The sequence below is a fragment of the Marinobacter sp. NP-4(2019) genome, assembly GCF_003994855.1.
Taxonomy (GTDB): domain Bacteria; phylum Pseudomonadota; class Gammaproteobacteria; order Pseudomonadales; family Oleiphilaceae; genus Marinobacter.
Map to the genome: position 1 here is coordinate 901,306 of NZ_CP034142.1, position 24,226 is coordinate 925,531.

The 24,226-nt window shown below is 56.4% G+C and carries 20 protein-coding genes; 13 read left to right on the plus strand and 7 right to left on the minus strand.

Annotation, left to right across the window (positions count from 1 at the left end; genetic code table 11):
- Positions 1-25: 25 nt before the first annotated feature.
- The 3 genes from EHN06_RS04110 to bfr all read left to right on the plus strand — a co-directional run bounded on the left by EHN06_RS04110 (position 26) and on the right by bfr (position 2,124).
- Positions 26-1,030, plus strand: a complete 1,005-nt coding sequence (locus tag EHN06_RS04110; protein WP_127330408.1) for a DNA-directed RNA polymerase subunit alpha — start codon at positions 26-28, stop codon at positions 1,028-1,030.
- Positions 1,031-1,063: 33 nt separating this feature from the next.
- Positions 1,064-1,462, plus strand: coding sequence for a 50S ribosomal protein L17 (gene rplQ / locus EHN06_RS04115; RefSeq protein ID WP_127330410.1), 399 nt, complete (start codon positions 1,064-1,066; stop codon positions 1,460-1,462).
- A gap of 194 nt (positions 1,463-1,656) precedes the next feature.
- On the plus strand, positions 1,657-2,124 hold the full coding sequence (bfr, locus tag EHN06_RS04120; RefSeq protein ID WP_127330412.1) for a bacterioferritin: 468 nt from the start codon (positions 1,657-1,659) through the stop codon (positions 2,122-2,124).
- Between the two features lie 30 nt (positions 2,125-2,154).
- Here the strand turns inward: bfr and uvrA are convergent, their stop codons facing one another.
- Entirely contained in the window at positions 2,155-4,974 is a 2,820-nt protein-coding gene (uvrA, locus tag EHN06_RS04125; protein WP_127330414.1) for an excinuclease ABC subunit UvrA, read from the minus strand.
- A gap of 187 nt (positions 4,975-5,161) precedes the next feature.
- Between uvrA and EHN06_RS04130 the strand changes: the two genes are divergently transcribed.
- Together EHN06_RS04130 and ssb are read left to right on the plus strand one after the other, a co-directional pair.
- Entirely contained in the window at positions 5,162-6,532 is a 1,371-nt protein-coding gene (locus tag EHN06_RS04130; RefSeq protein WP_127330416.1) for an MFS transporter, read from the plus strand.
- A 58-nt stretch (positions 6,533-6,590) separates the two neighbouring features.
- The gene (gene ssb / locus EHN06_RS04135; RefSeq protein ID WP_127330418.1) at positions 6,591-7,121 is read left to right on the plus strand and encodes a single-stranded DNA-binding protein; all 531 of its coding nucleotides are present in this window, start codon (positions 6,591-6,593) and stop codon (positions 7,119-7,121) included.
- 99 nt (positions 7,122-7,220) lie between these two features.
- On the opposite strand, the gene ntrC is transcribed toward ssb, so the two are convergent.
- The 5 genes from ntrC to EHN06_RS04160 form a co-directional block, all read right to left on the minus strand.
- Positions 7,221-8,648, minus strand: coding sequence for a nitrogen regulation protein NR(I) (gene ntrC, locus EHN06_RS04140; RefSeq protein ID WP_127330420.1), 1,428 nt, complete (start codon positions 8,646-8,648; stop codon positions 7,221-7,223).
- Positions 8,645-9,739 (minus strand): nitrogen regulation protein NR(II), encoded by a 1,095-nt coding sequence (gene glnL / locus EHN06_RS04145; RefSeq protein WP_127334340.1) that lies wholly within the window; start codon positions 9,737-9,739, stop codon positions 8,645-8,647. Before glnL ends, ntrC begins: the two co-directional genes overlap by 4 nt.
- Positions 9,740-9,997: 258 nt before the next feature.
- On the minus strand, positions 9,998-10,522 hold the full coding sequence (locus EHN06_RS04150; protein WP_127330422.1) for a DUF4124 domain-containing protein: 525 nt from the start codon (positions 10,520-10,522) through the stop codon (positions 9,998-10,000).
- A gap of 183 nt (positions 10,523-10,705) precedes the next feature.
- A complete protein-coding gene (glnA, locus tag EHN06_RS04155; protein ID WP_127330424.1) occupies positions 10,706-12,109 on the minus strand; it encodes a glutamate--ammonia ligase in 1,404 nt (467 codons plus the stop codon).
- 39 nt (positions 12,110-12,148) lie between these two features.
- Positions 12,149-12,352, minus strand: coding sequence for a hypothetical protein (locus tag EHN06_RS04160; protein WP_127330426.1), 204 nt, complete (start codon positions 12,350-12,352; stop codon positions 12,149-12,151).
- A 315-nt stretch (positions 12,353-12,667) separates the two neighbouring features.
- Between EHN06_RS04160 and typA the strand changes: the two genes are divergently transcribed.
- The 5 genes from typA to EHN06_RS04185 all read left to right on the plus strand — a co-directional run bounded on the left by typA (position 12,668) and on the right by EHN06_RS04185 (position 18,524).
- Positions 12,668-14,479, plus strand: a complete 1,812-nt coding sequence (gene typA, locus EHN06_RS04165; RefSeq protein ID WP_127330428.1) for a translational GTPase TypA — start codon at positions 12,668-12,670, stop codon at positions 14,477-14,479.
- A 101-nt stretch (positions 14,480-14,580) separates the two neighbouring features.
- On the plus strand, positions 14,581-15,543 hold the full coding sequence (gene pip, locus EHN06_RS04170; RefSeq protein WP_127330430.1) for a prolyl aminopeptidase: 963 nt from the start codon (positions 14,581-14,583) through the stop codon (positions 15,541-15,543).
- Positions 15,544-15,623: 80 nt separating this feature from the next.
- Positions 15,624-16,079: a D-aminoacyl-tRNA deacylase gene (gene dtd / locus EHN06_RS04175; protein ID WP_127330432.1), complete on the plus strand. Its 456-nt coding sequence runs from the start codon at positions 15,624-15,626 to the stop codon at positions 16,077-16,079.
- 503 nt (positions 16,080-16,582) lie between these two features.
- Positions 16,583-17,566: a porin gene (locus tag EHN06_RS04180; RefSeq protein WP_127330434.1), complete on the plus strand. Its 984-nt coding sequence runs from the start codon at positions 16,583-16,585 to the stop codon at positions 17,564-17,566.
- Positions 17,567-17,663: 97 nt separating this feature from the next.
- Positions 17,664-18,524: a CYTH domain-containing protein gene (locus EHN06_RS04185; RefSeq protein WP_127330436.1), complete on the plus strand. Its 861-nt coding sequence runs from the start codon at positions 17,664-17,666 to the stop codon at positions 18,522-18,524.
- On the opposite strand, the gene EHN06_RS04190 is transcribed toward EHN06_RS04185, so the two are convergent.
- Complete coding sequence (locus tag EHN06_RS04190) at positions 18,521-19,672, minus strand: potassium channel protein (protein ID WP_127330438.1); 1,152 nt, start codon at positions 19,670-19,672, stop codon at positions 18,521-18,523. The genes EHN06_RS04185 and EHN06_RS04190 overlap by 4 nt on opposite strands.
- Before the next feature lie 79 nt (positions 19,673-19,751).
- Between EHN06_RS04190 and glnE the strand changes: the two genes are divergently transcribed.
- The 3 genes from glnE (at position 19,752) to EHN06_RS04205 (ending at position 24,156) form a co-directional block, all read left to right on the plus strand.
- Entirely contained in the window at positions 19,752-22,652 is a 2,901-nt protein-coding gene (glnE, locus tag EHN06_RS04195; RefSeq protein ID WP_127330440.1) for a bifunctional [glutamate--ammonia ligase]-adenylyl-L-tyrosine phosphorylase/[glutamate--ammonia-ligase] adenylyltransferase, read from the plus strand.
- Positions 22,653-22,731: 79 nt separating this feature from the next.
- Entirely contained in the window at positions 22,732-23,658 is a 927-nt protein-coding gene (locus EHN06_RS04200) for a branched-chain amino acid transaminase (protein ID WP_127330442.1), read from the plus strand.
- A gap of 90 nt (positions 23,659-23,748) precedes the next feature.
- Positions 23,749-24,156: a DUF6165 family protein gene (locus EHN06_RS04205; RefSeq protein WP_127330444.1), complete on the plus strand. Its 408-nt coding sequence runs from the start codon at positions 23,749-23,751 to the stop codon at positions 24,154-24,156.
- Positions 24,157-24,226 lie beyond the last annotated feature (70 nt).

Below are 24,226 nucleotides of genomic sequence, written 5' to 3' on the forward strand. Positions count from 1 at the left end.
GCAACGAGAGCAGATAGGGGCGTCTATGCAGCGTTCAGTACATGAGTTATTGACACCTCGTACCATTGACGTGAAGGAATCAAGCGCCACGCGTGCCAAGGTGACACTGGAGCCTCTGGAAAGAGGGTTCGGTCATACCCTGGGCAGCGCACTGCGTCGTATACTCTTGTCCTCAATGCCGGGCTGTGCGATCACTGAAGCACAGATTGACGGCGTTCTGCATGAGTACAGCGCAATTGAGGGTGTCCAGGAAGACGTCATCGAGATTCTTCTGAATCTCAAGGGCGTAGCTGTCAAGATGGGCGGTCGGGATGAAGCCGAGGTCACCCTCAGCAAGAAAGGCCCGGGCGCTGTTACAGCCGGAGATATCAAGCTGGATCATGATGTCGAGATCACCAACCCGGATCATGTGATCTGTCACCTGAGTGAAAAGGGTGAAGTGAACATGCGCCTGAAGGTTGCTCGTGGTCGCGGCTATGAGCCGGCCGATCAGCGGGGTCTGGACGAGGACGAAACTCGCGCTATCGGACGCCTGCAGCTGGATGCGACTTTCAGTCCGGTTCGTCGTGTCGCTTACGCCGTGGAAAGTGCACGGGTAGAGCAGCGTACCGACCTGGACAAGCTGGTTATTGATCTGGAAACCAATGGTACTATCGATCCGGAGGAAGCAATTCGCCGGGCCGCAACCATTCTCCAGCAGCAACTGGCGGTGTTTGTTGATTTTGATCACGAGAAAGAGCCTGAGCGCGTGGAAGAAGAGGAAGAAATCGATCCGATTCTGCTGCGTCCGGTGGATGATCTGGAATTGACAGTGCGTTCAGCTAACTGCTTGAAGGCTGAGAACATCTACTACATCGGCGATCTGATCCAGCGCACAGAAGTTGAGCTGCTGAAGACGCCTAACCTTGGTAAAAAGTCGCTCACCGAGATCAAGGACGTACTTGCGTCCCGCGGTCTGTCACTGGGTATGCGTCTTGATAACTGGCCGCCGGCGAGCCTCCGTGGCGACGACCGGGTTCTGGGCGGTTAATCGCCGATTAGTTTAAGGTAAGGAATAAGAGCAATGCGTCATCGTAAGAGTGGTCGTAAGTTCAGTAGGACCAGTGCGCATCGCAAGGCCATGTTCCGTAACATGACTGCGTCACTGGTTGAACACGAGCTGATCAAGACAACGCTGCCGAAAGCCAAAGAGCTTCGTCGTGTAGCTGAGCCTTTGATCACGCTCTCAAAGAATGATTCGGTCGCGAATCGTCGTCTGGCGTTTTCTCGCCTGCGCAACGATGCTGCGGTAGCCAAGCTTTTTGATGAGCTGGGTCCCCGCTACAGCGAGCGTCCGGGTGGTTACCTTCGTATCCTGAAGTGCGGCTTCCGTGCCGGCGACAATGCCCCGATGGCATTCGTCGAGCTGGTTGGCCGTCCGCTGGATATCGAAGCGGAAGAAATGGACGACGACGAAGAGTAAAGGCTTCGGAGTTGTTCAAAAAAACCGGGCCCGGTAGGGCCCGGTTTTTTTATGTCTGGCTGATAACCATTGTGATTGTCTTTTAGTATCAGGTTAATGTATTGATATTATTGGAAAATATCCAGGGTCGATCTGGAAAGTAGGCGAAGGGGCGGGCATAATGAGGGACTCATTCGTCAGTCGAGGACTGTTCCATGAAAGGTCATCCAGAGGTTATCAAATGCCTGCGTGAACTGTTGAAGGGCGAGCTGGCAGCCCGCGATCAGTATTTCCTTCATTCCCGCCAATATCAGGATGAGGGCTTGCAAAAGTTGTATGAGCGCCTTGATCATGAAATGCAGGAGGAAACGGAACACGCTGACGCTATCCTGCAGCGAATCCTGTTCCTGGAGGGCGATGTGGACATGACACCCCATGCCATTGAGCCGGGCGGTACCCTGATTGAGCGGTTGGAGTCGGATCTGCGGCTGGAATATCAGGTTCGGGAAAATCTGGCCGATGCCATTGAACTGTGTGAATCCCTGGGTGATTATCAGAGCCGGGATATCCTGCGGATCCAGTTGGGAGACACAGAGGAAGACCATGCCTACTGGCTGGAGAAGCAGCTGCGCCTGATCAAACTTATGGGCGAGCAGAATTACCGGCAGTCGCAGAGTGACTAAAGGCGGTGGAGCCGCCTTTAGTGTCTAAGCTCAGCCTAGCATAGGCTTCAGGTAGTGTCCCGTGTGGGATCTGGCGTTCTTGGCGACTTGCTCGGGTGTACCCTCAGCGATGATCTGTCCGCCACCGGAGCCGCCTTCGGGGCCGAGATCGACAATCCAGTCGGCGGTCTTGATGACGTCCAGGTTGTGCTCAATCACGATAATGGTATTGCCGTGGTCGCGCAGGCGTTGCAGAACGTTCAGCAACTGCTGGATGTCATAGAAGTGCAGGCCAGTGGTGGGCTCGTCCAGAATGTAGAGCGTCTTGCCGGTGTCGCGTTTGGACAGTTCTTTCGCCAGTTTGACCCGCTGGGCTTCGCCCCCTGACAGGGTGACGGCGCTCTGCCCCAAGCGGATGTAGGAGAGGCCGACGTCGATCAGGGTCTGTAGCTTGCGGGCAATGAAGGGAACCGGATCAAAGAATTCCCGGCCTTCCTCGACGGTCATCTCCAGCACTTCGTGGATATTTTTGCCTTTGTAGCGGACTTCCAGGGTTTCCCGGTTGTAGCGCTTGCCCTTGCAAACGTCGCAGGGGACGTACACATCCGGTAGGAAGTGCATCTCAACCTTGATCACCCCGTCGCCCTGGCAGGCTTCACAGCGACCGCCCTTGACGTTAAAACTGAAGCGTCCGGGCTTGTAGCCGCGGCTTCGTGCTTCCTGTGTGCCGGCAAAGAGTTCCCGGATTGGGGTGAACAATCCGGTATAGGTGGCCGGATTTGAGCGTGGTGTGCGACCGATCGGGCTTTGGTCGATATCTATGACTTTGTCGAGGTGATCCAGGCCCTTGAGTTTCTCGTAGGGTGCGTGGGTCAAACTGGTCGCCTTGTTTAGCTTGGCGGCAGCGACCGGGTAAAGTGTCCCGTTGATCAGGGTGGACTTCCCGGAGCCAGACACGCCGGTTATGCACGTCATAATGCCTAGTGGAATATTAAGCGTGACGTTCTGTAAATTGTTACCGCTGGCGCCGGAGAGGGTAAGCCGCTTGCCGCTTCCAGTGTTTCTGGTTGCGGGGATGGCAATCTCACGGGTGCCATTTAAGTACTGCCCTGTGAGCGAATCGTTATTGCTAATGATGTCCTCGGGGGTCCCCTGGGCGATGATCTGGCCGCCGTGGATGCCGGCGCCTGGCCCAATATCGATCACATGGTCGGCTGCACGAATGGCGTCTTCGTCATGTTCTACGACGATCACGGTATTGCCGAGGTCCCGGAGGTGGGTGAGTGTGGCCAGCAGTCGGTCGTTGTCGCGTTGATGGAGGCCAATAGACGGCTCATCGAGGATATACATCACCCCGACCAGGCCGGCGCCGATCTGGCTGGCCAGGCGGATACGCTGGGCCTCGCCGCCGGACAATGTGTCGGCACTGCGCTCCAGCGTCAGGTATTCGAGGCCCACGTTGACCAGAAATTGCAGGCGCTGACGGACTTCCTTGAGTATTTTTTCGGCAATCTCACCCTTACGGCCCGGGAGGGACAGGGTCTCGAAATAATCGTAAGCTTCGCCCACCGGGAGGTGAGTGACGTCGGAAATGTTGTGATTCTCGACAAACACATGGCGCGCGCCGCGCCGCAGGCGTGAGCCATGACAGTCCTTGCAGGGTTGTGTGCTCAGGTTGCGCGCGAGTTCTTCCCGCATGCTCTGGGACTCGGTTTCCCGGTAGCGGCGCTCAAGGTTCGGCAGGATGCCTTCAAACGGATGAGCCTTCTCCATGATGTGGCCACGGGAGTTCACGTAGCGGAAGGGGATGTTCTCCTTACCGGAGCCGTACAGCAGGGTCTGGCGGAACTCCTCGGGTAAATCCACCCATGGCGTTTCCATGTCGACGCCAAAGTGTTCAGCGACGCTGGTCAGCATCTGGAAATAGTAAACGGCTCGGCGATCCCAGCCTTTGATGGCGCCGGCTGCCAGATTGGCTTCCGGGTGCTGGACGATTTTCTCGGGGTCGAAAAACTGCTTAACGCCGAGGCCGTCGCAAGTCGGGCAGGCGCCTGCCGGGTTGTTGAAAGAGAACAGCCGGGGCTCCAGTTCACTGAGGGAGTAGCCACACTGGGTACAGGCATAGCGGGCGGAAAAAGTGTGTTCCTCGCCTTCGCCGCTCATGGGGGCGACCAGTGCAATGCCATCGGCCAGAGCCAGGGCGGTCTCGAAGCTCTCCGCCAGACGCTGTTCCAGGCCGGACTTGACCTTGAAGCGGTCGACGACGACGTCGATCTGGTGCTTGCGTTTTTTGTCCAGTGTCGGCAGGTCGTCGATATCATACACCTTGCCGTCAATGCGCAATCGGATGAAGCCCTGGCTGCGCATGGTTTCCACCACCTGGAGGTGTTCGCCCTTACGGTCGCGGATAACCGGGGCAAGGATCATCAACTTGCTGTCCTCGGGCATTGCCAGTACCTGGTCCACCATCTGGCTGACGGTCTGGGCCTCCAGGGGCTGGCCGTGGTCCGGGCAGCGGGGCTCGCCCGCGCGGGCAAACAGCAGTCGCAGATAGTCGTATATTTCAGTGATGGTACCGACGGTAGATCGGGGGTTGTGGGAGGTGGACTTCTGCTCGATGGAAATCGCCGGTGACAGACCTTCGATGTGGTCCACGTCCGGCTTTTCCATCATTGACAGAAACTGGCGCGCGTAGGTGGACAGGGATTCGACATAGCGACGCTGTCCTTCAGCGTAAAGGGTATCAAAGGCAAGGGATGATTTGCCGGAGCCGGACAGGCCGGTAATCACGATCAGCTTGTCCCTCGGCATATCCAGGTCGATGTTCTTCAGGTTGTGGGTCCGCGCCCCTTTGATCTGGATATGATCCATAACACCTCGCTCGAAGAAAAAACGGGATTATACCGTGTTATACCCCGCCCGGCGAAAGCCGTGAGGGTAAGTGACTATCCGGTGTCCCATTTGGCCCCTGTGCCTTGGTGAACCGTGTTCTGGTACAATGCGCGGTTTCCGGAAAGGCGGCTGTCCGCCAGAAACCGAATTAATGAAAGGCACCCCCATGAATGCACTTGAAAGGCGATCAGTAGCGGCGTTGGCATCGGTTTATGCCATGCGGATGCTGGGCCTGTTCATGGTGATGCCGGTGTTTGTCCTGTTAGGTGACGACTTGCGGGGCTCGACCCCGACGCTGATTGGTCTTGCCATCGGTGCCTACGGTCTGAGCCAGGCGTTGTTGCAGATTCCCTTTGGCCTGCTGTCGGACCGCGTGGGCCGCAAGCGGATGATCTACATCGGTCTGATTCTCTTTGCTGCTGGCAGTCTCGTGGCCGCATCCACTGACTCAATATACGTTGTGATTGCCGGACGGATCCTTCAGGGAGCAGGCGCCATTGCCAGTGTGTTGATGGCTTTGCTCAGTGACCTGACGCGGGAAGAGGAACGCACCAAGGCAATGGCAACGGTGGGGATTTCCATTGGCCTGTCGTTTTCCGTCTCCCTGGTGCTTGGTCCCCTGATCGGGTCCGCTTTTGGCCTGTCAGGTCTGTTTTACCTGACGGCTATGCTGGCGCTGGTGGCGATGGTGATTGTTTGGCGTCTGGTGCCAACCCCGCATCAGCACAAGATAAGTGCGGATACACGACCTGCCAGGGCCATGCTGGCCAGGGTGCTGTCAGATCACCGTCTGCTGCGCCTGGATTTCGGTATTTTTGCCCTGCATCTGGCACTGACAGCCATTTTCCTGGTGTTTCCGACCCTGTTGCAGGATCAGTTGGGGCTGCCATCATCGTCCCACTGGTGGTTCTATCTGACGGTCATGGTGACTTCGTTCTTTGCCATGGTGCCGTTTATCATCATTGGCGAGAAAAAACGCAAGATGAAGCCGGTGCTGTGCGGTGCCATTGCCTTGTTAACTATGGCAACGGCTGGTCTGGCTCATATCAGCGTCAGCTTGATGGCAGCCTGGGCAGTACTCTTTTTCTTTTTCATGGCGTTCAACCTGCTGGAGGCTTCTCTGCCTTCACTGATCAGCAAGGAATCACCGGCGGCGAGTAAAGGGACGGCCATGGGGGTGTATTCCACCTCCCAGTTTCTGGGTGCTTTTGTTGGTGGTGCTATTGGAGGCATGTTGCTGGAGCAGGTAGGCGTCAGCGGGGTGTTGTGGCTGATGGCAGCTGTGTTGGTGTTGTGGTTGGTGGTCGCGTTGACGATGCCATCGCCGGGTTACACCACCAGTTTCGTGGTACAGTTACAGCAGGTGGCACACAGCCAGTTTGATAACATTGACGATGCCTTCCGGCAGCTTCCCGGTGTACAGGATGTGGTGATTCTGGAGGAAGCCGACACTGCCTACCTGAAGGTGGATCGTCAACACTTTGATGAGGGGTTACTTGCGGACTTTCCATTTGTCCGGCAGGGTAGCAGTTCTTGAAATCCGGAGGCCCGCAAGGAGGTTGGGTCATCCCTGAAAACTGAGTCAGGAGCAGATCATGGCACGAGGCGTAAACAAGGTCATTCTTATCGGCAATCTGGGGCAGGACCCGGAAACCCGTTATACCCCCAATGGCAATGCAGTGGTAAACCTGAACCTTGCCACGGATGAAAGTTACAAGGACAGGCAAACTGGTCAGATGGTGCCGAAAACCGAATGGCACCGCATTGTGATGTTCGGCAAGATTGCCGAAGTGGCCGGCCAGTACCTGCGTAAGGGCTCCAAGGTCTATATCGAAGGCAAGTTGCAAACCCGTAAATGGCAGGGACAGGACGGTCAGGATCGTTACACCACGGAAGTGGTGGTGGATATCAATGGCCAGATGCAGATGCTCGATAGCCGCGGTGGTGAAGGTGGCATGAGTCAGGGCGCGCCCGCAGGCCGGCCCCAGCAACAGCCGTCCGGTTACAATGCACCGCCCGCCAATCAGGGTAACCAGCCGCAACAACAGTCTGGCGGCTATAGTCAGCCTTCCCAGGGCAGCATGCCCGAACCAGTGGACGATTTTGACGACGATATTCCGTTCTGATCTCTGGTGATCTACAAGTTGTAAAGAAAAGCGGCTACTCAGGTGGCCGCTTTTTTATTGTCTTTTAGTAAGTTAAGAGTAATTTGATCCCCTCAACGTCTAGTCTTCATCGCCCTCCGGGTGATCCATCCCCAGTTCGTTGATCTTCCGGGTCAGCGTGTTCCTTCCCCATCCCAGCAGAATGGATGCATCCCGCCGCCGACCACCAGTGTGCTTGAGTGCGGTTTCAATCATGATTTTTTCGAATTCGGGCACGGCGGTATCCAGAATGCCTTTGCGGCCCCGTTTAAGTTCCTGTTCCGCCCAGTTGCGCAGGCCTTCCTGCCAGGTCTGACCCGTTGTCGGAGTTTCTGCCTGATGGAGCAGTTCGGGCGGCAGGTCATCGATGTGGATTTCGCGGCCACTGGCCATGACGGTCAGCCAGCGACAGGTGTTCTCCAGCTGGCGAACGTTGCCGGGCCAGGGCAGAGTGGTGAGGTATTCCTCCGACTCGGGCCTGAGTATCTTGGGTTCCACGGCCAGCTCTTTCGCCGCCCGTTTCAGGAAGTGCTGCATCAACTTGGGAATATCTTCCCGGCGTTCGGCCAGCTTGGGCAGATGCACCCGGATAACGTTCAGGCGATGAAACAGGTCCTCCCGGAATGAGCCGCCCTGGACCAGCTTCTCGAGGTCCTGGTGTGTCGCCGCAATGATGCGCACATCGACCTTGATCGGGGTGGTGCCACCAACCCGGTAAAACTCGCCATCCGCCAGTACACGCAAAAGCCGGGTCTGGGTGTCGGCTGGCATGTCTCCGATTTCGTCCAGAAACAGGGTGCCGCCATTGGCTTGCTCAAAGCGCCCCTGTCTTGCTGCTGCGGCACCGGTAAAGGCGCCTTTTTCGTGCCCGAACAGTTCGGACTCAATCAGGTCCTTGGGAATAGCTGCCATATTGAGGGCGATAAAGGGGTGACTGGCCCTGGGGCTGTGGTTGTGAAGGGCCTGGGCGACCAGTTCCTTGCCGGTCCCGCTTTCGCCGTTGATCAGCACGGTGATGTTGGAGTGGGACAGGCGGCCAATGGCCCTGAACACTTCCTGCATCGCTGGCGCCTCACCGATGATTTCGGTGTTGCGCTGTGTGCTTTCGGTCTGGGGCTCCGAGGTGGCCCGGCGTTCGTGGCTGTGGGCTACCGCGCGCTTCACCAGAGCGACCGCATCATCCACGTCGAAGGGTTTGGGCAGGTACTCAAAGGCGCCTGTCTGGTAGCTGGTGACGGCACTCTCCAGGTCGGAGTGGGCGGTCATGATGATGACAGGAAGATCCGGGTGTGCGTCGACAATCTGGGACAGCAGCGTGATGCCATCCAGGCCAGGCATGCGAATGTCGCTGATAATGGCATCGGGTTGTTCGTGTTCCAGCCGCATCATGATGCTTTCGCCGTTCTCGAAGACCCGGGGCTGCATACCGGCCTGGTTCAGGGCGCGCTCCAGCACCCAGCGAATACTGCGGTCGTCGTCTATGATCCAGACGTTTGCCGGTTGGCTCATTGGTTGTCCTCCAGGGGCAGGAAGATGATGAAGTCAGTTTTTCCGGGCTCGCTTTCGCACTCAACCAGCCCGTGATGTTGTCCGATGATGCTCTGGGTGATGGACAAGCCCAGACCGGTGCCACTGGCACGGCCACTGATCATCGGGTAAAAGATATTCTGCAGCAGATCCGGAGGGATGCCGGGGCCGTTATCAATCACGTCAACACGGCAGACCAGGCGGTGGCGTTTATGGCCGATAGTAAACTGGCGAAGGGCCCGGGTACGGAAGGTAATGGTGGGCGGTTCTCCGTCGGCATGATCGCTCTGGTTTTCGAATGCCGCTTCCATCGCGTTGCGGGCAATGTTAAGGAAGGCCTGAATCAACTGCTCCTTATCGCCGCCAAACTCCGGCAGACTGGGATCGTAATCGCGACGGAATGCCAGCCGGCCACGGCTCTCGGCTTCCAGCAGGGTTTTGACGCGCTCCAGTACTTCGTGGATGTTGGTGGGGGCGAGTTTCAGGGCCTTGTTGGGGCCCAGCATACGGTCGACGAGAGAGCGCAGTCGATCGGCTTCATCGATAATGACCTGGGTATATTCCCGCTGGCCCTCGTCGTTCAACTCCCGGTCCAGTAGCTGTGCTGCTCCGCGGATGCCGCCCAGCGGATTCTTGATTTCGTGGGCCATGCCCCGTACCAGTATGCGAGTGGTTTCCTGCTGGGAGATGATGTCCTCTTCCCGGCTGATCCGTAGCAGACGGTCCCGGGGCTGGATCTCTATCAGCAACTCAACAGGCTTCTGGCTGATTGGGGATACCGAATAATCCACCGTAAGGCGCGAGCCGCTGGTCAGTACAAATTCCGCTTCGCGGCGAGTGTATGAGTGGCCGTTGTCGGCCGCGGCATGCAGTGTTGTCAGTGCATCTTCCGAGTCGGCCAGAATGTCACGAATAGGCAGGCCCTGGCTTCTGGTAATGCTGGTCTCAAACAGACTCTCGGCCGCCGGGTTCAGGTACTCGATGCGCAGGCCATCTCCCAGTACCAGGATGGCCGTGGTCAGGCTGTCCAGTATGTTCTTATAGCCGTTGGCTTTGACTTGTGAGGCTGCCATTGAGAGTGCCATGCTGCTGTCTCGGTTGATGGGCATAAACAGATACTCTTGGTTCTGCAAAAAGTGAACCAGTTTGACGGAACGGCTCAGGTTACGTGCCCGGTTAGCGGGCACAACGCTGTAACGGCAGCGTGGGCGCTATGGCTTAGTGCATTTGAAAGAGAAAGTGGCAGGAGTTACCGCCAAAACGCCCCGTTGCTGACCAGAGTATGGCGTCTTTGTGGTGCGAGTGCACCAAAATGGAGCGTATGGGTGTGGTCAGTTGTTGACGGAAGGGCGGTGGATGGTAAAGCTGATGGATTCGCCGGTTTTTACCTGGACGCCTTTTTCATCAATGATGTGAACGCCGGCGTTGTGGGTGCCGCGGAAGACGTTGCGTACAGTGACAGTGTTCGATGTGGTCTGACCCACAGGCTGGCCATCCAGAGTGACTTCATAGCGGTGCCCTTCTTTCAGGCCCGGAGCGCTGGTGACGCGGAACGCTACGTCGCCACTGCCACTGTGGAAAGCCTCATCGTTTTTGGGGGCAACGATCCGGACGTTGTCATAAATCGACCCTTCTTTTTCCACTTCCTTGCGAAGTCTTTCGGGCTCTCGTACGTCCGCCGGCTTGGGCAGGGTGATCGTCGTTACTGGCTTGACCCTGACTTCTTCGGAGCCATCCGAGGGCTCATCAGAGAAGGTGACGTTACCTTGGGCGTCGACATTTCTGTACACCTCTGCAGCGGCAGGGGTGGCGGTGAAAATGAGGATGCCAGCGAATAGTCCAAGCCGTAAATTCATTCCGGTAGCCTATAGTGATTGTCTGGTTTGATTATCAATGGCGGGCTGGGTGTTTTCAATGGTGTTGAGGGTTCAAAGGGTTACATATCGTTAAGAGCAACAGGGTCTGTGGCGAGGGTCACAAAAAAGCCCCGCCGAGGCGGGGCTTTCACGCTGTGATCCGAAGACCAACTGCGTCTGCGGTTAGCAGGAGTAGTACAGATCGAACTCGACCGGGTGAGTGGTCATGTTCAGACGCTCAACCTCACCGCGCTTCAGATCGACGTAGCCTGCAATCATGTCCTCGGTGAACACGCCGCCGCGAGTCAGGAACTCATGATCGGCTTCCAGGCAGTCCAGGGCTTCCGCCAGGGTTTCAGCAACCTTCGGGATGTTCAGGGCTTCTTCCTTCGGCAGATCGTACAGATCCTTGTCCATGGCATCGCCAGGGTGGATCTTGTTCTGGATACCGTCGAGGCCAGCCATCATCAGGGCCGCGAACGCCAGGTACGGGTTGGCGGATGGGTCAGGGAAGCGCACCTCGATACGGCGTGCTTTCGGGCTGTTCACGTACGGGATGCGGATGGAAGCGGAGCGGTTACGGGCAGAGTATGCCAGCATGACCGGGGCTTCGAAGCCGGGTACCAGACGCTTGTAAGAGTTGGTGGAGCTGTTGGTGAAGGCGTTGATGGCCTTGGCGTGCTTGATGATGCCGCCGATGTAGTACAGGGCGGACTCGCTCAGGCCAGCATAGCTGTCACCGGCAAACAGGTTCTTGCCGTCTTTGCTCAGGGACATGTGTACGTGCATGCCGGAGCCGTTGTCGCCAACCACCGGCTTGGGCATGAAGGTGGCGGTTTTGCCGTAGGCGTGTGCCACGTTGTGTACACAGTACTTGAGGATCTGAACTTCGTCAGCCTTGCGGGTCAGGGCATTGGCGCCAACGCCAATTTCACACTGGCCGGCTGTGCCCACTTCGTGGTGGTGCACTTCAATTTCCAGTCCCATGGACTCCATGGCCGCACACATGGCGCCACGCAGGTCGTGCAGGCTGTCTACCGGCGGAACCGGGAAGTAGCCGCCTTTCACGCCCGGACGGTGCCCGATGTTGTTGCGATCGAAATCTTCGCCGGATACCCAGGCAGCTTCTTCGGAGTGGATAGAGTAGCCCGCGCCTTTCATGTCGACGTCCCACTTCACGGAATCGAACACGAAGAATTCCGGCTCGGGGCCGAACAGGGCGCCATCGGCGATGCCAGTGGACTTCAGGTATTCCTCTGCACGACGGGCAACAGAGCGCGGGTCACGCTCATAACCCTGCATGGTAGAAGGCTCTACAATGTTGCAGGTAATGTTAATGGTGGTTTCTTCGGTGAACGGATCCAGAACGGAAGTTTCGTCATCCGGCATCAGGATCATGTCGGATTCGTTGATGCCCTTCCAGCCGGCAATTGATGAGCCATCGAACATTTTGCCATCGGCGAAAAAGTCTTCGTCTACTTCAGTGGCTGGCAGGGTCACGTGCTGCTCTTTACCGCGGCTGTCCGTGAAACGCAGGTCAACCCATTTGACTTCGTGTTCTTTGATCAAATCAACTGTCTTGGACATTGTGCATGCTCCATCGTGTTTCCCGCTGGGCGGGTGATTTCATGTTCGTTGTGCCGGATCGTTCAGCGACGCTGACTTCCGATCTGTTTTGAGGCTGGAGCAGCTTATCAAAAGCTGCCGCGTCTTACCTGCAAAATCGGCTGACAGGATCAAAGCAATTGCCTTGCCAATTTGTTCGACGTGCGCCAGAAAAGCGCAACCACAAGGTGTGCGGACTTTTTTGGCGCGTACTTCAAGACGCACCCTTATATTCCGCACCGCTTTGGTGCATCAAAATGGTGCGTTTGGTGATTTTGTGATCCAAGATGGTGCGCATTGGGCGCGTGGAGAATAGGCGTTTTTCTTCATATAAACGACACGGACTTTTCGATATACTGCGCGCCACCTCATTTTTACCCTGCTGCTTTGGGGATGGATAATCCTCGAATGGTGTGCAGGGCGCCGGGGCCAGCCGGTTCTGGTGAATGAATTCATTTTACGGATTTGAGACGGCATGTCAGGGGCTACCCTGCAAACGACCCTCTCAGGTCATTGAGTGCATGCCGCAGGATTATTTTTGTGATTGAAAAACTTCGTAATATCGCCATCATCGCCCACGTTGACCATGGTAAGACCACCCTGGTAGACCAGTTGCTGCGTCAATCCGGTACGTTGGAGCGCAAAGAGCTCGAAAGCGAGCGCGTTATGGATTCCAACGACCAGGAAAAAGAACGTGGTATTACCATTCTGGCCAAGAACACGGCGCTGAAATGGAACGACTACGACATCAATATCGTTGACACCCCGGGCCACGCCGACTTTGGTGGCGAGGTAGAGCGGGTGATGAGCATGGTCGATTGTGTGCTGCTGGTGGTTGATTCCATCGACGGCCCGATGCCGCAAACCCGCTTTGTAACCCAGAAGGCTTTTGATGCCGGTCTGCATCCGATCGTAGTAGTGAACAAGATTGACCGTCCTGGCGCCCGTCCGGACTGGGTGGTCGATCAGGTATTCGACCTGTTTGACAACCTCGGTGCCACCGATGAGCAGCTGGATTTCCCCATCGTATACGCCAGTGCCCTCAACGGCATCGCCGGAATGGATCACGAAAATCTCGACGACAACATGGATGCCGTCTTCCAGGCGATTGTTGATCATGTGCCGGCTCCGTCTGTCGATCTCGATGGTCCGTTCCAGATGCAGATCTCCCAGCTGGACTACAGCAGCTTCCTGGGCGTCATTGGCATTGGCCGCATTATGCGCGGCAAGATCAAGACCAATTCACCTGTCGCTGCGATCGGCGCTGACGGTAAAAAGCGCCAGGGCCGCATCCTGAAGATCATGGGGCACTCTGGTCTGCAGCGTGTCGAAGTCGATGAAGCGCAGGCGGGCGATATTGTCTGTGTCAGTGGTCTGGATGAGCTGTTTATTTCGGATACTCTCTGTGATCCTTCTAACGTTGAAGCGTTGCCACCGCTGACGGTGGATGAGCCGACGGTGTCGATGACCTTCCAGGTCAACGACTCGCCGTTCTGTGGTAGAGAGGGCAAGTTTGTTACAAGCCGGAATATCAAGGAGCGTCTCGAAAAGGAGCTGCTTCACAACGTTGCTCTGCGTGTTGAAGAGGGTGAATCCGCAGACAAGTTCAAGGTATCCGGCCGTGGTGAGCTGCACCTGTCGGTGCTGATCGAAAATATGCGCCGTGAGAATTTCGAACTGGCCGTCGGTCGTCCGGAAGTGGTTATCCGGGAAATTGACGGTGAGAAACAGGAGCCATACGAGAACGTCATTATCGACATCGAGGAGCAGCACCAGGGCGCCCTGATGGACCAGATGGGCTTGCGTAAGGGCGATCTGACCAACATGGTCCCGGACGGCAAGGGGCGCATGCGTCTTGAGTACACTATCCCTGCGCGCGGCCTGATCGGCTTCCGTAACTCGTTCCTGACTCTCACATCCGGCTCGGGCATTCTGACCTCAACCTTCAGCCATTACGGACCGATCAAGGGCGGTGACGTGACCAGTCGCCAGAATGGTGTGCTGGTATCAATGGCGACCGGCACAGCGCTGACCTATTCTCTGGAAACGCTGCAGAGCCGTGGCAAATTGTTCCTGGAACCTGGCCAGGAAATCTATGAAGGCCAGCTGTGCGGTATTCACAGCCGTGATAACGATCTGGTCGTCAACCCGACCAAGGGCAAGAAGCTCGACAACATGCGTGCTTCCGGAAAGGACGAGGTCATTGGCCTGGTGCCGCCAATCAAGTTTACGCTTGAGCAGGCGCTGGAGTTCATCGATGATGACGAACTGGTGGAAGTGACGCCCAAGTCTATTCGCCTGCGCAAGAAGCTTCTTACCGAGAATGAGCGCAAGCGCGCCAACAAGAAGTAATTTGCAGTACGTATAACGGAGGGGCGGGTTCATGGGGAGCCGCCCCTTTTTTGTTTACTTCAGCTAAACTCCGGTTACACCCTTATGACCGGAGCGCCCCCATGCTCACTCTCTATCCCGAAATCAAGCCGAATGCCCAACACCGTATTGCCGTGGATCCGCCTCATGAATTGTATGTGGAAGAAAGCGGGAATCCGGAGGGCATGCCGGTGTTGGTTGTTCATGGTGGACCAGGTGGTGGGTGTGAGGATTACCATCGCCGGTTTTTTGATGCCGAGCGATACCGCATTATCCTGATGGATCAGCGTGGCGCGGGGCGCTCAACTCCGTTGGCGGAGCTGGAAGGAAACAGCACGGATAAGCTGGTGGAGGACATGGAGACCGTTCGTGCATTTCTGGGCATCGAGCAGTGGATACTGTTCGGGGGGAGTTGGGGTTCCACGCTTAGCCTGGTATACGCCCAAACTCACCCGGAGCGGGTGCTCGGGCTGGTCCTCAGGGGCATTTTTCTCTGCCGTCCGAGAGATATTCACTGGTTCTATCAGGAGGGCGCAAGCAGGGTCTTTCCGGATTACTGGCAGGACTTTGTGGGGCCGATTCCGGAAAGTGAACGGGGGGATCTGGTGAAGGCGTATTATCAGCGGCTTACAAGCTGTAATGAACTGGAGCAGATTCAGGCCGCCAAGGCCTGGTCCGTCTGGGAGGGCCGGTGCGCGACCCTGCACCCCAATCCCAGGGTCGTGGAGCACTTCGGTCATCCCCATGTCGCGATTGCGCTGGCGAGGATCGAATGTCACTACTTTATGAATAATGCCTTTCTCGAGGTGGATCAGATTGTTCGCAATGCGCCGAGGCTTGTTGATATTCCGGGCGTCATCGTTCACGGACGCTACGACATGGTGTGCCCGTTGGATAACGCCATGGCGCTGGCCGCCGCCTGGCCACAGGCCGACCTGAGAATTATACGGGATGCAGGGCACTCCGCTTCGGAGCCAGCCATTGTGGATGCGCTGATACGTGGTGTTGATGAGGTGGCCGCAAAAGTGACCGGGACCTCAGAATGAGCTGAATGAAGGGGTTGCGGTACCCAGGCACCATGGATACACTCTTGCAAATTCTTAATGGTCCTTCCACAGGGAGTTAGATGAAAGGGCTGATCCAGCGCGTTTCAAGTGCCAGTGTTACTGTTGATAATCAACGGGTTGCTGAAATCCAGAAAGGTCTTTTGCTTCTCCTGGGAGTCGAGCGTGGCGACGGAATCAAGGAAGCTCAGGGGCTGGCTGGAAAAGTGCTGAACTATCGCATTTTCCCCGACGATCAGGGGCGGATGAATCGAAGCCTTCAGGATACAGGCGGCTCTCTTCTTGTGGTTCCCCAATTCACGTTGGCAGCCGATACTGGCTCCGGTACCCGGCCGGGATTTTCATCGGCGGCAGCCCCTGACGTGGCGGAACAACTGTTCCTTGAATTCTTGAATGTGGCGCAGCTCATGATGGGGCGCGGTCGTGTTGAAAGTGGGCAGTTTGGAGCAGACATGCAAGTGTCATTAGTCAATGATGGGCCGGTGACCTTCATGCTACAAGTGAGAGGCAATTCCTGAAAAAGTATGGTCACGCCCTATAATTGCGCTCGATTGTAATGTGCGACCCTAATTGGTGCGGTGTGAAGGTGATTTAAGCCGTGTCGCACTGTAGAAGGTTCTTTTAATATTTTCAACTTATTGAATTTAAACTGGGTTTGTTGTTCTGGCCCTTAAATTGATACCTGTATATCGAGGATGGGGTGAGGGAAAAAGGTCTGGATTGCTGAAGCCTGTATAAATAAGAACGAAAACGTCAATGTTAAAAATTTGCAAAACAGGGTTTGTTGTATTAAAAAAGCTCATCACGCAGTGTCTTAACTTGTTCGTGTAACTTGTTGAGCTGAAAAGGTCTGAGATTGCTCAGATCGTTGAAAAAACGAAAAATGTTATCCGCATGTCATTAAACTGACATGATGGCGACACACAATAAGGCTTTAACCAGCCTGACTGGTAGAAGTCTCAAGAACGGGAACTGAACCCGTCGCTAAAACCTGAGTTAACTCACTAAAGGAAGACGCAACATGAAAAAAACGCTCATCGCATCTGCTGTTGCAGCCGCTACATTCTCTGGCGCAGCGCTGGCACAGGATACGAATCTGCCGACTGTCTACGGTAACATCCAGTACGCTATTGCCCATGACAACTTCGATGGTGGTCCTTCCGAGATCAGCCATTTCGACAATGGTTCTACCCTGGGCGTCAAGCACGACCACGAAATCGCACCGGGCATCACCGGTTTCTTCAAGGTCGAGCTGGAAGGCATCAACGCCGACGATAAGTCCGGCAGTAACGGTATCGATTCTCTGGACGAAGCCTACATTGGCGTTAAAGGCGATGACTTCGGTCAGGTGTGGGTAGGTTCCGATGACTCCACATACGAGCGCGCTGTTGACGAGATTGCGCAGTTCTACGAAGTGGCCACTCTGAATATCGGTCCGGAATACACCACTGGTGAAGGCGATCTGATCCAGTACATGTCTCCGTCCTTCGGCGGTCTGACTCTGCTGGGTGCTGTTCAGTTCAACGGCGACAACGATACCAAGGGCGGTGCCGACAAGTCTTACCCGTACCAGCTGGCCGCACTGTACGAAGTTGACGCTCTGGAACTGGCGGTAGCCATGGATTCCAACGACACCAGCGATGGCAATAACGAGAACACTTACGGTCTGCGCGTTAGCTACAACCTGGATAATCTCCGCCTGACTGGTGAGTATCATAACCGTAAGGATACCGGCGATCTGTTCGGCCTTTTGGGCATCTACACCATGGGGGCGAACCAGTTCGCATTGTCCTATGAGCTGGGTGTGGCTGACGACGCCAATGACACTGAGCGCGACACCATTACTCTGCAAGCGCTGCACAATGTGTCCGATCACATGTACGTTTACTTCGAAGGCTACCTGGGTGGTGGCGACGAAGTATACGAGTATGAAGATGAGCTCGGTAACGCTGCCGTCACCGACGAGCGTTCCATCGCCTCTGTGGGTGCAGTCTACTACTTCTGATCAGCTGACCGGCTAATCAAGTAGTTGCAAAACCGGTGGCCTTCGGGTCGCCGGTTTTTTTATGTATGCTGAAAACAGTATTCGACGGAGGCGTGTAATGGCTGAAGAGCTGGAAATCAAGCTGAGTCTGTCTGCTGGGAGCCAGGTTACGGCCGTTGAGTGGTTGCTGTCACGGCGCGGTGTTACCGAGGGCAAGCAGAAAAAACTGGTGAACCGGTATTTCGACACGCCGGATGCGGACCTTAACAGGCAGCGTATTGCTTTGCGGGTTCGGCAGGCGGGAGATCAATTCATCCAGACCCTCAAGACCCAGGGCGAGTTTGTGGATGGCGCTCACCGACGTCAGGAGTGGGAATGGCCGTTGCTGGGCACGGACCTGAATATTGGTCTGTTGGCGGATACGCCGGTGGGGCAGAACATCAACCTTGCGGACCTGAAGCCGGTTTTCGAGACCAACTTTGATCGTCAGATCGTGATGATCGAAGAAGGGGGAACTGTAATCGAAGTGGCCGTTGATGCGGGTTATATAGCAGCTGGAGGGCAAAGTCGGCCCTTGCATGAGGTGGAATTCGAGCTGAAATCCGGGGATGCCTCACGCCTGATTCGGTGGGCCCGCGCCCTTGCCGATGAGGTCCCTGTGTTTCTGAACCTGGTGAGCAAGGCGGAGCAGGGCTATTTTCTGGCAGGCCTGCACGATCCTTCTGTTCGGCCCGTGGGTGGTGAGCCAGTGCTGTCTGTTTCAGAATTTCTTCACGGGCTGAGCGTGGCCTGGCTCAAAGGTGAGACGTTTCCCGTGGATAGAGACGATCTGGTGGAGGTTGGTCGCCTGGCGAGCACGCGTGGCGTGCAGCTGCAGTTCAAGGAAGTGCTCGCTAGTTTGGCGTCTGGGGAGAAAGTTGCTCATATGGCCGAACGGGGAGCGCTCGGGCAACTGCAACTGAGTATAGCGGCGGATTAGTCGGTGGACGCCGCCTGTTCCTTTTGAGCGTCGTGCCACTTATCAAGGAACGCGCGGTACCGATCCAGGGCTTCCTCCACTACCTGGACGCTTGGGGTGTCCTGCGATTTCACCAGCACGATCAATCCCTTGCCTTCAATGACTTCATCCGTGGAGGGGTGGCAGCTCACTTCATCATCATTGTCGATGTAAGCCAGTGCCGTACCAATGCCGTGGCGCACCAGGGCGCTGACAATATCGGCCCAATTCAGGTCGTCCAGTTTCAGGTCGTATCGGTGAGGGTGGTCGTTCTGGTAGTTGAACATGTCCTCCAGCACCTTCTCCGAACCGGGGGCCACGATCGCGCGTACCATGATTTCGGGGTAGGTCCGAACCGGCCGGATGATTGTCCTGACGCCCACTGTTTTGAATCGCTGGCGGTTCTGGTCACTGACACATTCCACGGTTGTCCGGTTGCCGAGATTGGCCTCGGTCAGCCGATGCGCAATATCAAAGGTCAGGCTGTCGGAGGCGGGGTCAGCCTCGTCAGCAGCCAACACCACAATGTGTCGCGCGCTTCCGGCGTGGACTGCCTTCAACGCTTCCGGATCGCTGCCGGAGCCATGGAAATGGACCAGGCCGACGTCTGCCAGCTCCGGTGGCAATCCACTTGGGAACTGGCGTGTCAAAATGATAATGGGCACGGTTTCGTATTCAGGAATCGCGCGTATCTGCGAGGCAAACCTCATAAAGTATTGCTCGCCGCCATTTTGTGGTGTGTTGATGATCACGATGTGGTCTTTCATTTTGTATACCCAGCGTCCGGTTACGATACGTTCCCGGCGGTAAAACCGGTACTCGATGAAATCACTGACGATCAGCGTCATGATAGTGATGGCACTGATGAACATGACAATAACGGTACTCAGCCGCCCGGCGATGGTTTCGGGGGAAAAATCCCCGTAACCCACGGTGACCAGTGTGGTCATGGTCAGCCAGAAGGATTCGAACAGCGTGAGGTCTTCCGCCGCCCAGATAACCGTGATCTGAAACACCAGGAGGCCGCCAAGAATGGCAAACAGACGCTTGATGCGTGAGCGGATGATGCCGGACATCGGGAGATGCGTGAATTGATGTTCCGGGTTGAGCGGACGGCGGTTTCTGAGCATTAAGGGCCTGGGAGGTTCAGTCAGGTGACGGTTCGTTATACAGTATTGGGAATATAACAGAGATACAGGGGTTTGCATTATGTCCGAGCCATGGAGCGCACTTCCGAAAGTGCTTGCCGACGATGTCGCTGCGGATTGGTCATCGGTCATTGGTGACCGGCATCCTTCCTGGATGACGAAGTCGGCTGGTCTTTCAGAAGATGATATAGCGCACGCCATGGCGCGCAGTGTGTTTCTGAAACAGACCCTGGAGCGGCACCCTGAGCAGATTGAGACACTGGTTTTGTCCCGCTCACTCCGTGAACCAACAACTCCGGAGTACCTGAAGCAACGCTGGCAGGAGTATCTCTCGGACGTCTCGGACGAATTTTCCCTGCACGTGGCGCTGCGCCGGTTCCGGCGTGAGAGTCAGTTTCGCATTATCTGGCGCGACCTGATGCGTTGGGCCGACCTCCATGAAACCATGGCCGCGACCAGCAGGTTTGCGGAGGCTTGCATCCAGGGGGCGCTGGACTGGCTGTATCAGGATACCTGTGAACAGTCGGGTACGCCCTGGGGCGCTGACCCCGTAACAGGAGAGGACGCGCCCCAGTCCATGGTGGTGTTGGGCATGGGCAAGCTGGGTGGACGGGAACTGAATGTCTCTTCCGATATCGATCTGATCTTTGCCTTTCCCGGCAAGGGCGAAACCCGGGGTGGTTCCCGCTCCATCGATAACCAGCAGTTTTTCATCCGTCTGGGGCAGCGACTGATCCAGGCACTGGATCAGATTACTGCGGACGGCTTTGTCTTTCGCGTTGACATGCGCCTGCGGCCCTATGGCCAGAGTGGTGCGTTGGCGCTGAGCTTTGCCGCCCTGGAAACCTATTATCAGGACCAGGGGCGTGACTGGGAGCGGTACGCCATGGTCAAGGCCCGGGTTGTGGCAGGCGATGAGCGCGCCGGCCAGGTGCTGATGGAGAGCCTGCGGCCGTTTGTTTATCGCAAGTATGTGGATTTCAGTGCCTTCGAGTCCTTGCGCAGTATGAAAGCCATGATCGGTCGCGAGGTGCGGCGTAAGGGCCTTGAGAACAACATCAAGCTGGGCAGTGGTGGGATTCGTGAAATCGAGTTCGTGGTGCAGGCGTTTCAGCTCATTCGTGGCGGCCGTGACCGGGAGCTCCAGCAGCGCGAATTACTGGTGATCCTCCAGGAGCTGGAAGCGCTGGAGTTACTGCCTTCTCCTGTGGTCAGGGAGCTGCGCGAGGCCTACGTATTTTTGCGCAATCTGGAGCATGCTCTCCAGGGCATTGAAGACAAGCAAACCCAATTACTGCCGGATGATGAGCTGACTCAGGCCCGTGTAGCCCTGGTGATGGGCTTTGATAGCTGGGACGCCTGTGTGCAGGAGCTGGAGTCCCATCGAGAGCGTGTTGCCAGACATTTCGCGGATATCATTGCTACTGAAGAGGAAGAGCAGGAATCCGGCGCCCTTGAGGAAGGCTGGCACGAACTCTGGTTGGCTGAAATGGATGAGGACACCGCCAGGCAATGGCTGGAGCAGCACGGCTTTGAAGATCCGGCGGGCAGTCATGAGCTGCTGTGTAACTTGCGCGACAGCCGCACTATTCAGGTTATGCAGACGCAGGGGCGGAAACGCCTGAACCAGTTCATGCCAGTGCTGCTGGAGGCCTTGACCCAGGTGGACGCACCGTCACAAACCCTGGGCCGTGTATTGCAATTGGTAGAGGCCATTTTGCGACGCACGGCTTATATGGTCCTGCTGTTGGAAAACCCGGGCGCGAGAACCCAGCTGGTCAAGCTGTGTAGTGAAAGCCCCTGGATCGCCCGGCAGCTGGCGGAAACGCCACTGTTGCTTGACGAATTGCTGAATGCGGAAAGCCTGTATCACCCGCCGGCCAAGGAGGAATTGCAGGATGATCTGCGCCAGCAAATGCTGAGGATTCCCTTTGAGGATCTGGAAGAGCAGATGGAATCCCTGCGGCACTTCAAGAAAGCCCATATCCTCAGGGTCGCCGCATCAGAGCTGAAGGGTACGTTGCCACTGATGAAGGTGAGTGACTACCTGACCTGGATTGCTGAAGTGGTGCTTGATCACGTTGTCGATGTGGCTTTCGCCAACCTGGTTGGTCGTCACGGCTATCCCCGCCGGGCCGATGGCTCCGCCTGCGATACCGATTTTGCCATCATCGGCTATGGCAAGCTCGGTGGTATTGAGCTGGGCTATACCTCGGACCTGGACCTGGTGTTCGTGCATAACGCGGACCCGGAGCTGGCCAGCGATGGGGACCGGCCCATTGATAATGCGGTTTTCTACACCCGACTTGGCCAGCGTATTGTGCATATTCTCAGCACCCAGACTCCGTCTGGTCAGCTGTACGAGGTCGACATGCGCCTGCGTCCATCCGGTAACTCCGGGCTTCTGGTCAGCACCCTGACCGCCTTCGAAAAATATCAGCGCAACGATGCCTGGACGTGGGAGCACCAGGCCCTGGCCAGAGCTCGCGGTGTGGCCGGGTGCAGAACCACGCTGGCGGATTTCGAGGCTCTGCGGCATGACGTGCTGTGTCAGCGTCGGGATCGGTCCAGGTTGCGGGCCGATGTGGTGGACATGCGTGAAAAAATGCGAGCCAGCCTGGGAACGCCAGAAAGTCAGCGTAAAGAGACCTTCCACATCAAGCATGACAACGGTGGCATCGTGGATATTGAGTTCATGGTTCAGTACCTCATGCTCGCCTACAGCTCTGAGCATCCGGAGTTGACCCAGTGGTCTGACAACATCCGGCAACTGGAGGAGCTCGGCCGCGCCGGGGTTATCGATGTGGAGGATGCCGGGAAACTGCGAGAGTCCTACATTACCCTGCGCTCAACGATTCATCGCAGGGCATTGCAGAATCTGAACAGTCAGGTCGAGGGTGACGCGTTCCCGGAGGAGCGCGCCTACATCAGCAGAATGTGGCAGCAGGTGATGGTAGATTAGTCTACTACGCTTCGGTTCCACGGAACTTTCCTGATAGAATGCCGGTTTCCCGAAAACCGCTTGTTATGGAGCAGAAACAATGTCGATGGCTGATCGCGATGGCCTGATCTGGCTGGATGGTGAAATGGTTCCCTGGCGGGAAGCCAAAACCCACGTACTGACTCACACCCTGCATTATGGTCTGGGTTGTTTTGAAGGCGTGCGTGCCTACAACACCGCCAACGGCCCGGCGATTTTCCGCCTGAAGGAACACACCGACCGCCTGTTCCGCTCTGCTCACATCCTGAACATGAAAATGCCGTTCACCAAGGAACAGCTGAACGAGGCTCAGTGCGCGGCCGTTCGCGAGAATAACCTGGACGAGGCCTACCTGCGTCCGATGGTGTTCCTGGGATCCGAAGGCATGGGCCTGCGCGCAGATAATCTGCAGGTGCACGTCATGGTTGCAGCCTGGAGCTGGCCGTCCTACATGTCGCCGGAAGCCAAGGAAATGGGCATCAAGGTGCGGACCTCCTCCTATACTCGCCATCATGTCAACATCACCATGTGTAAGGCGAAGGCCAACGGCAACTACATCAACTCCATGCTGGCGCTGAATGAAGCCATCGCAAGCGGTTGCGAAGAGGCGTTGTTGCTGGATAACGAAGGTTATGTGGCCGAAGGTTCCGGTGAGAACATCTTCATCATGCGCGACGGTGTACTGCACACTCCGGAGCTGACGTCCTGCCTGGAAGGCATCACCCGCGCCACTATTCTGGAGTTCGCGCGGGAGCTGAACATTCCGGTGAAAGAGCGCCGCATTACCCGCGACGAGGTTTATATCGCGGATGAGGCCTTCTTCACCGGCACCGCCGCCGAGGTGCTGCCGATCCGTGAGCTGGACGGTCGCGTGATTGGCGCCGGCAAGCGTGGTCCGGTCACCGAGAAGCTGCAGGCGATGTACTTCGATGCGGTGAAGGGCAAGTCCCCCGGGCACAGCGGCTGGCTGACCCACGTAAAGGGCTGATCCCGGACGGAGCGTTCGCAAGCCGCCGTTGACTGTCACAGCCCGGCGGCTTTGTTATTTCCAAATCATATTGACCTGCAGGACGAGCAAATGGCAGACGTAATCAAGGTACCGGTATCGTTTGGTGAGGTGCTGGACAAAATCACCATTCTCGAAATCAAATCCGAGCGCATCCAGGACGAGGCCAAAGTCAAAAACGTCCGTCTCGAACTGGATGAACTGAGCGCCACCTGGGATGAAGCGGTGAAAGACAAGGCGGCAGAGATAGCCGACCTGCGTAAGCAGCTGAAGGCCGTTAATGAAGAGCTGTGGGTGATCGAGGACGACATCCGTGACCAGGAAGCGGCACAGGACTTCGGCCCGAAGTTCATCGAACTGGCGCGCGCGGTTTATGTCACTAACGACAAACGTGCCGCCATCAAGAAAGAAATCAACCTGGCACTGGGCTCCCGCTTCGTGGAAGAAAAGTCCTACCAGGACTACACCGCCCGCAAGTAATTGCGTGACTGGGCAGGCGACCTACAAAAACTGTTTGAGTATTAATTCCCTCTCCCCTCGCGGGAGAGGG

Excerpts from the sequence above, each read along its gene's own strand:
- EHN06_RS04150 (WP_127330422.1), bottom strand. The coding sequence starts at position 10,522 with ATGAATTTACGGCTTGGACTATTCGCTGGCATCCTCATTTTCACCGCC.
- EHN06_RS04205 (WP_127330444.1), top strand. The coding sequence starts at position 23,749 with ATGGCAGACGTAATCAAGGTACCGGTATCGTTTGGTGAGGTGCTGGAC.
- pip (WP_127330430.1), top strand. The coding sequence starts at position 14,581 with ATGCTCACTCTCTATCCCGAAATCAAGCCGAATGCCCAACACCGTATT.
- ntrC (WP_127330420.1), bottom strand. The coding sequence starts at position 8,648 with ATGAGCCAACCGGCAAACGTCTGGATCATAGACGACGACCGCAGTATT.
- glnE (WP_127330440.1), top strand. The coding sequence starts at position 19,752 with ATGTCCGAGCCATGGAGCGCACTTCCGAAAGTGCTTGCCGACGATGTC.
- EHN06_RS04110 (WP_127330408.1), top strand. The coding sequence starts at position 26 with ATGCAGCGTTCAGTACATGAGTTATTGACACCTCGTACCATTGACGTG.
- glnA (WP_127330424.1), bottom strand. The coding sequence starts at position 12,109 with ATGTCCAAGACAGTTGATTTGATCAAAGAACACGAAGTCAAATGGGTT.
- bfr (WP_127330412.1), top strand. The coding sequence starts at position 1,657 with ATGAAAGGTCATCCAGAGGTTATCAAATGCCTGCGTGAACTGTTGAAG.
- ssb (WP_127330418.1), top strand. The coding sequence starts at position 6,591 with ATGGCACGAGGCGTAAACAAGGTCATTCTTATCGGCAATCTGGGGCAG.
- glnL (WP_127334340.1), bottom strand. The coding sequence starts at position 9,739 with ATGGCAGCCTCACAAGTCAAAGCCAACGGCTATAAGAACATACTGGAC.
- dtd (WP_127330432.1), top strand. The coding sequence starts at position 15,624 with ATGAAAGGGCTGATCCAGCGCGTTTCAAGTGCCAGTGTTACTGTTGAT.
- EHN06_RS04200 (WP_127330442.1), top strand. The coding sequence starts at position 22,732 with ATGTCGATGGCTGATCGCGATGGCCTGATCTGGCTGGATGGTGAAATG.
- EHN06_RS04190 (WP_127330438.1), bottom strand. The coding sequence starts at position 19,672 with ATGCTCAGAAACCGCCGTCCGCTCAACCCGGAACATCAATTCACGCAT.
- uvrA (WP_127330414.1), bottom strand. The coding sequence starts at position 4,974 with ATGGATCATATCCAGATCAAAGGGGCGCGGACCCACAACCTGAAGAAC.
- EHN06_RS04130 (WP_127330416.1), top strand. The coding sequence starts at position 5,162 with ATGAATGCACTTGAAAGGCGATCAGTAGCGGCGTTGGCATCGGTTTAT.
- EHN06_RS04185 (WP_127330436.1), top strand. The coding sequence starts at position 17,664 with ATGGCTGAAGAGCTGGAAATCAAGCTGAGTCTGTCTGCTGGGAGCCAG.
- rplQ (WP_127330410.1), top strand. The coding sequence starts at position 1,064 with ATGCGTCATCGTAAGAGTGGTCGTAAGTTCAGTAGGACCAGTGCGCAT.
- EHN06_RS04180 (WP_127330434.1), top strand. The coding sequence starts at position 16,583 with ATGAAAAAAACGCTCATCGCATCTGCTGTTGCAGCCGCTACATTCTCT.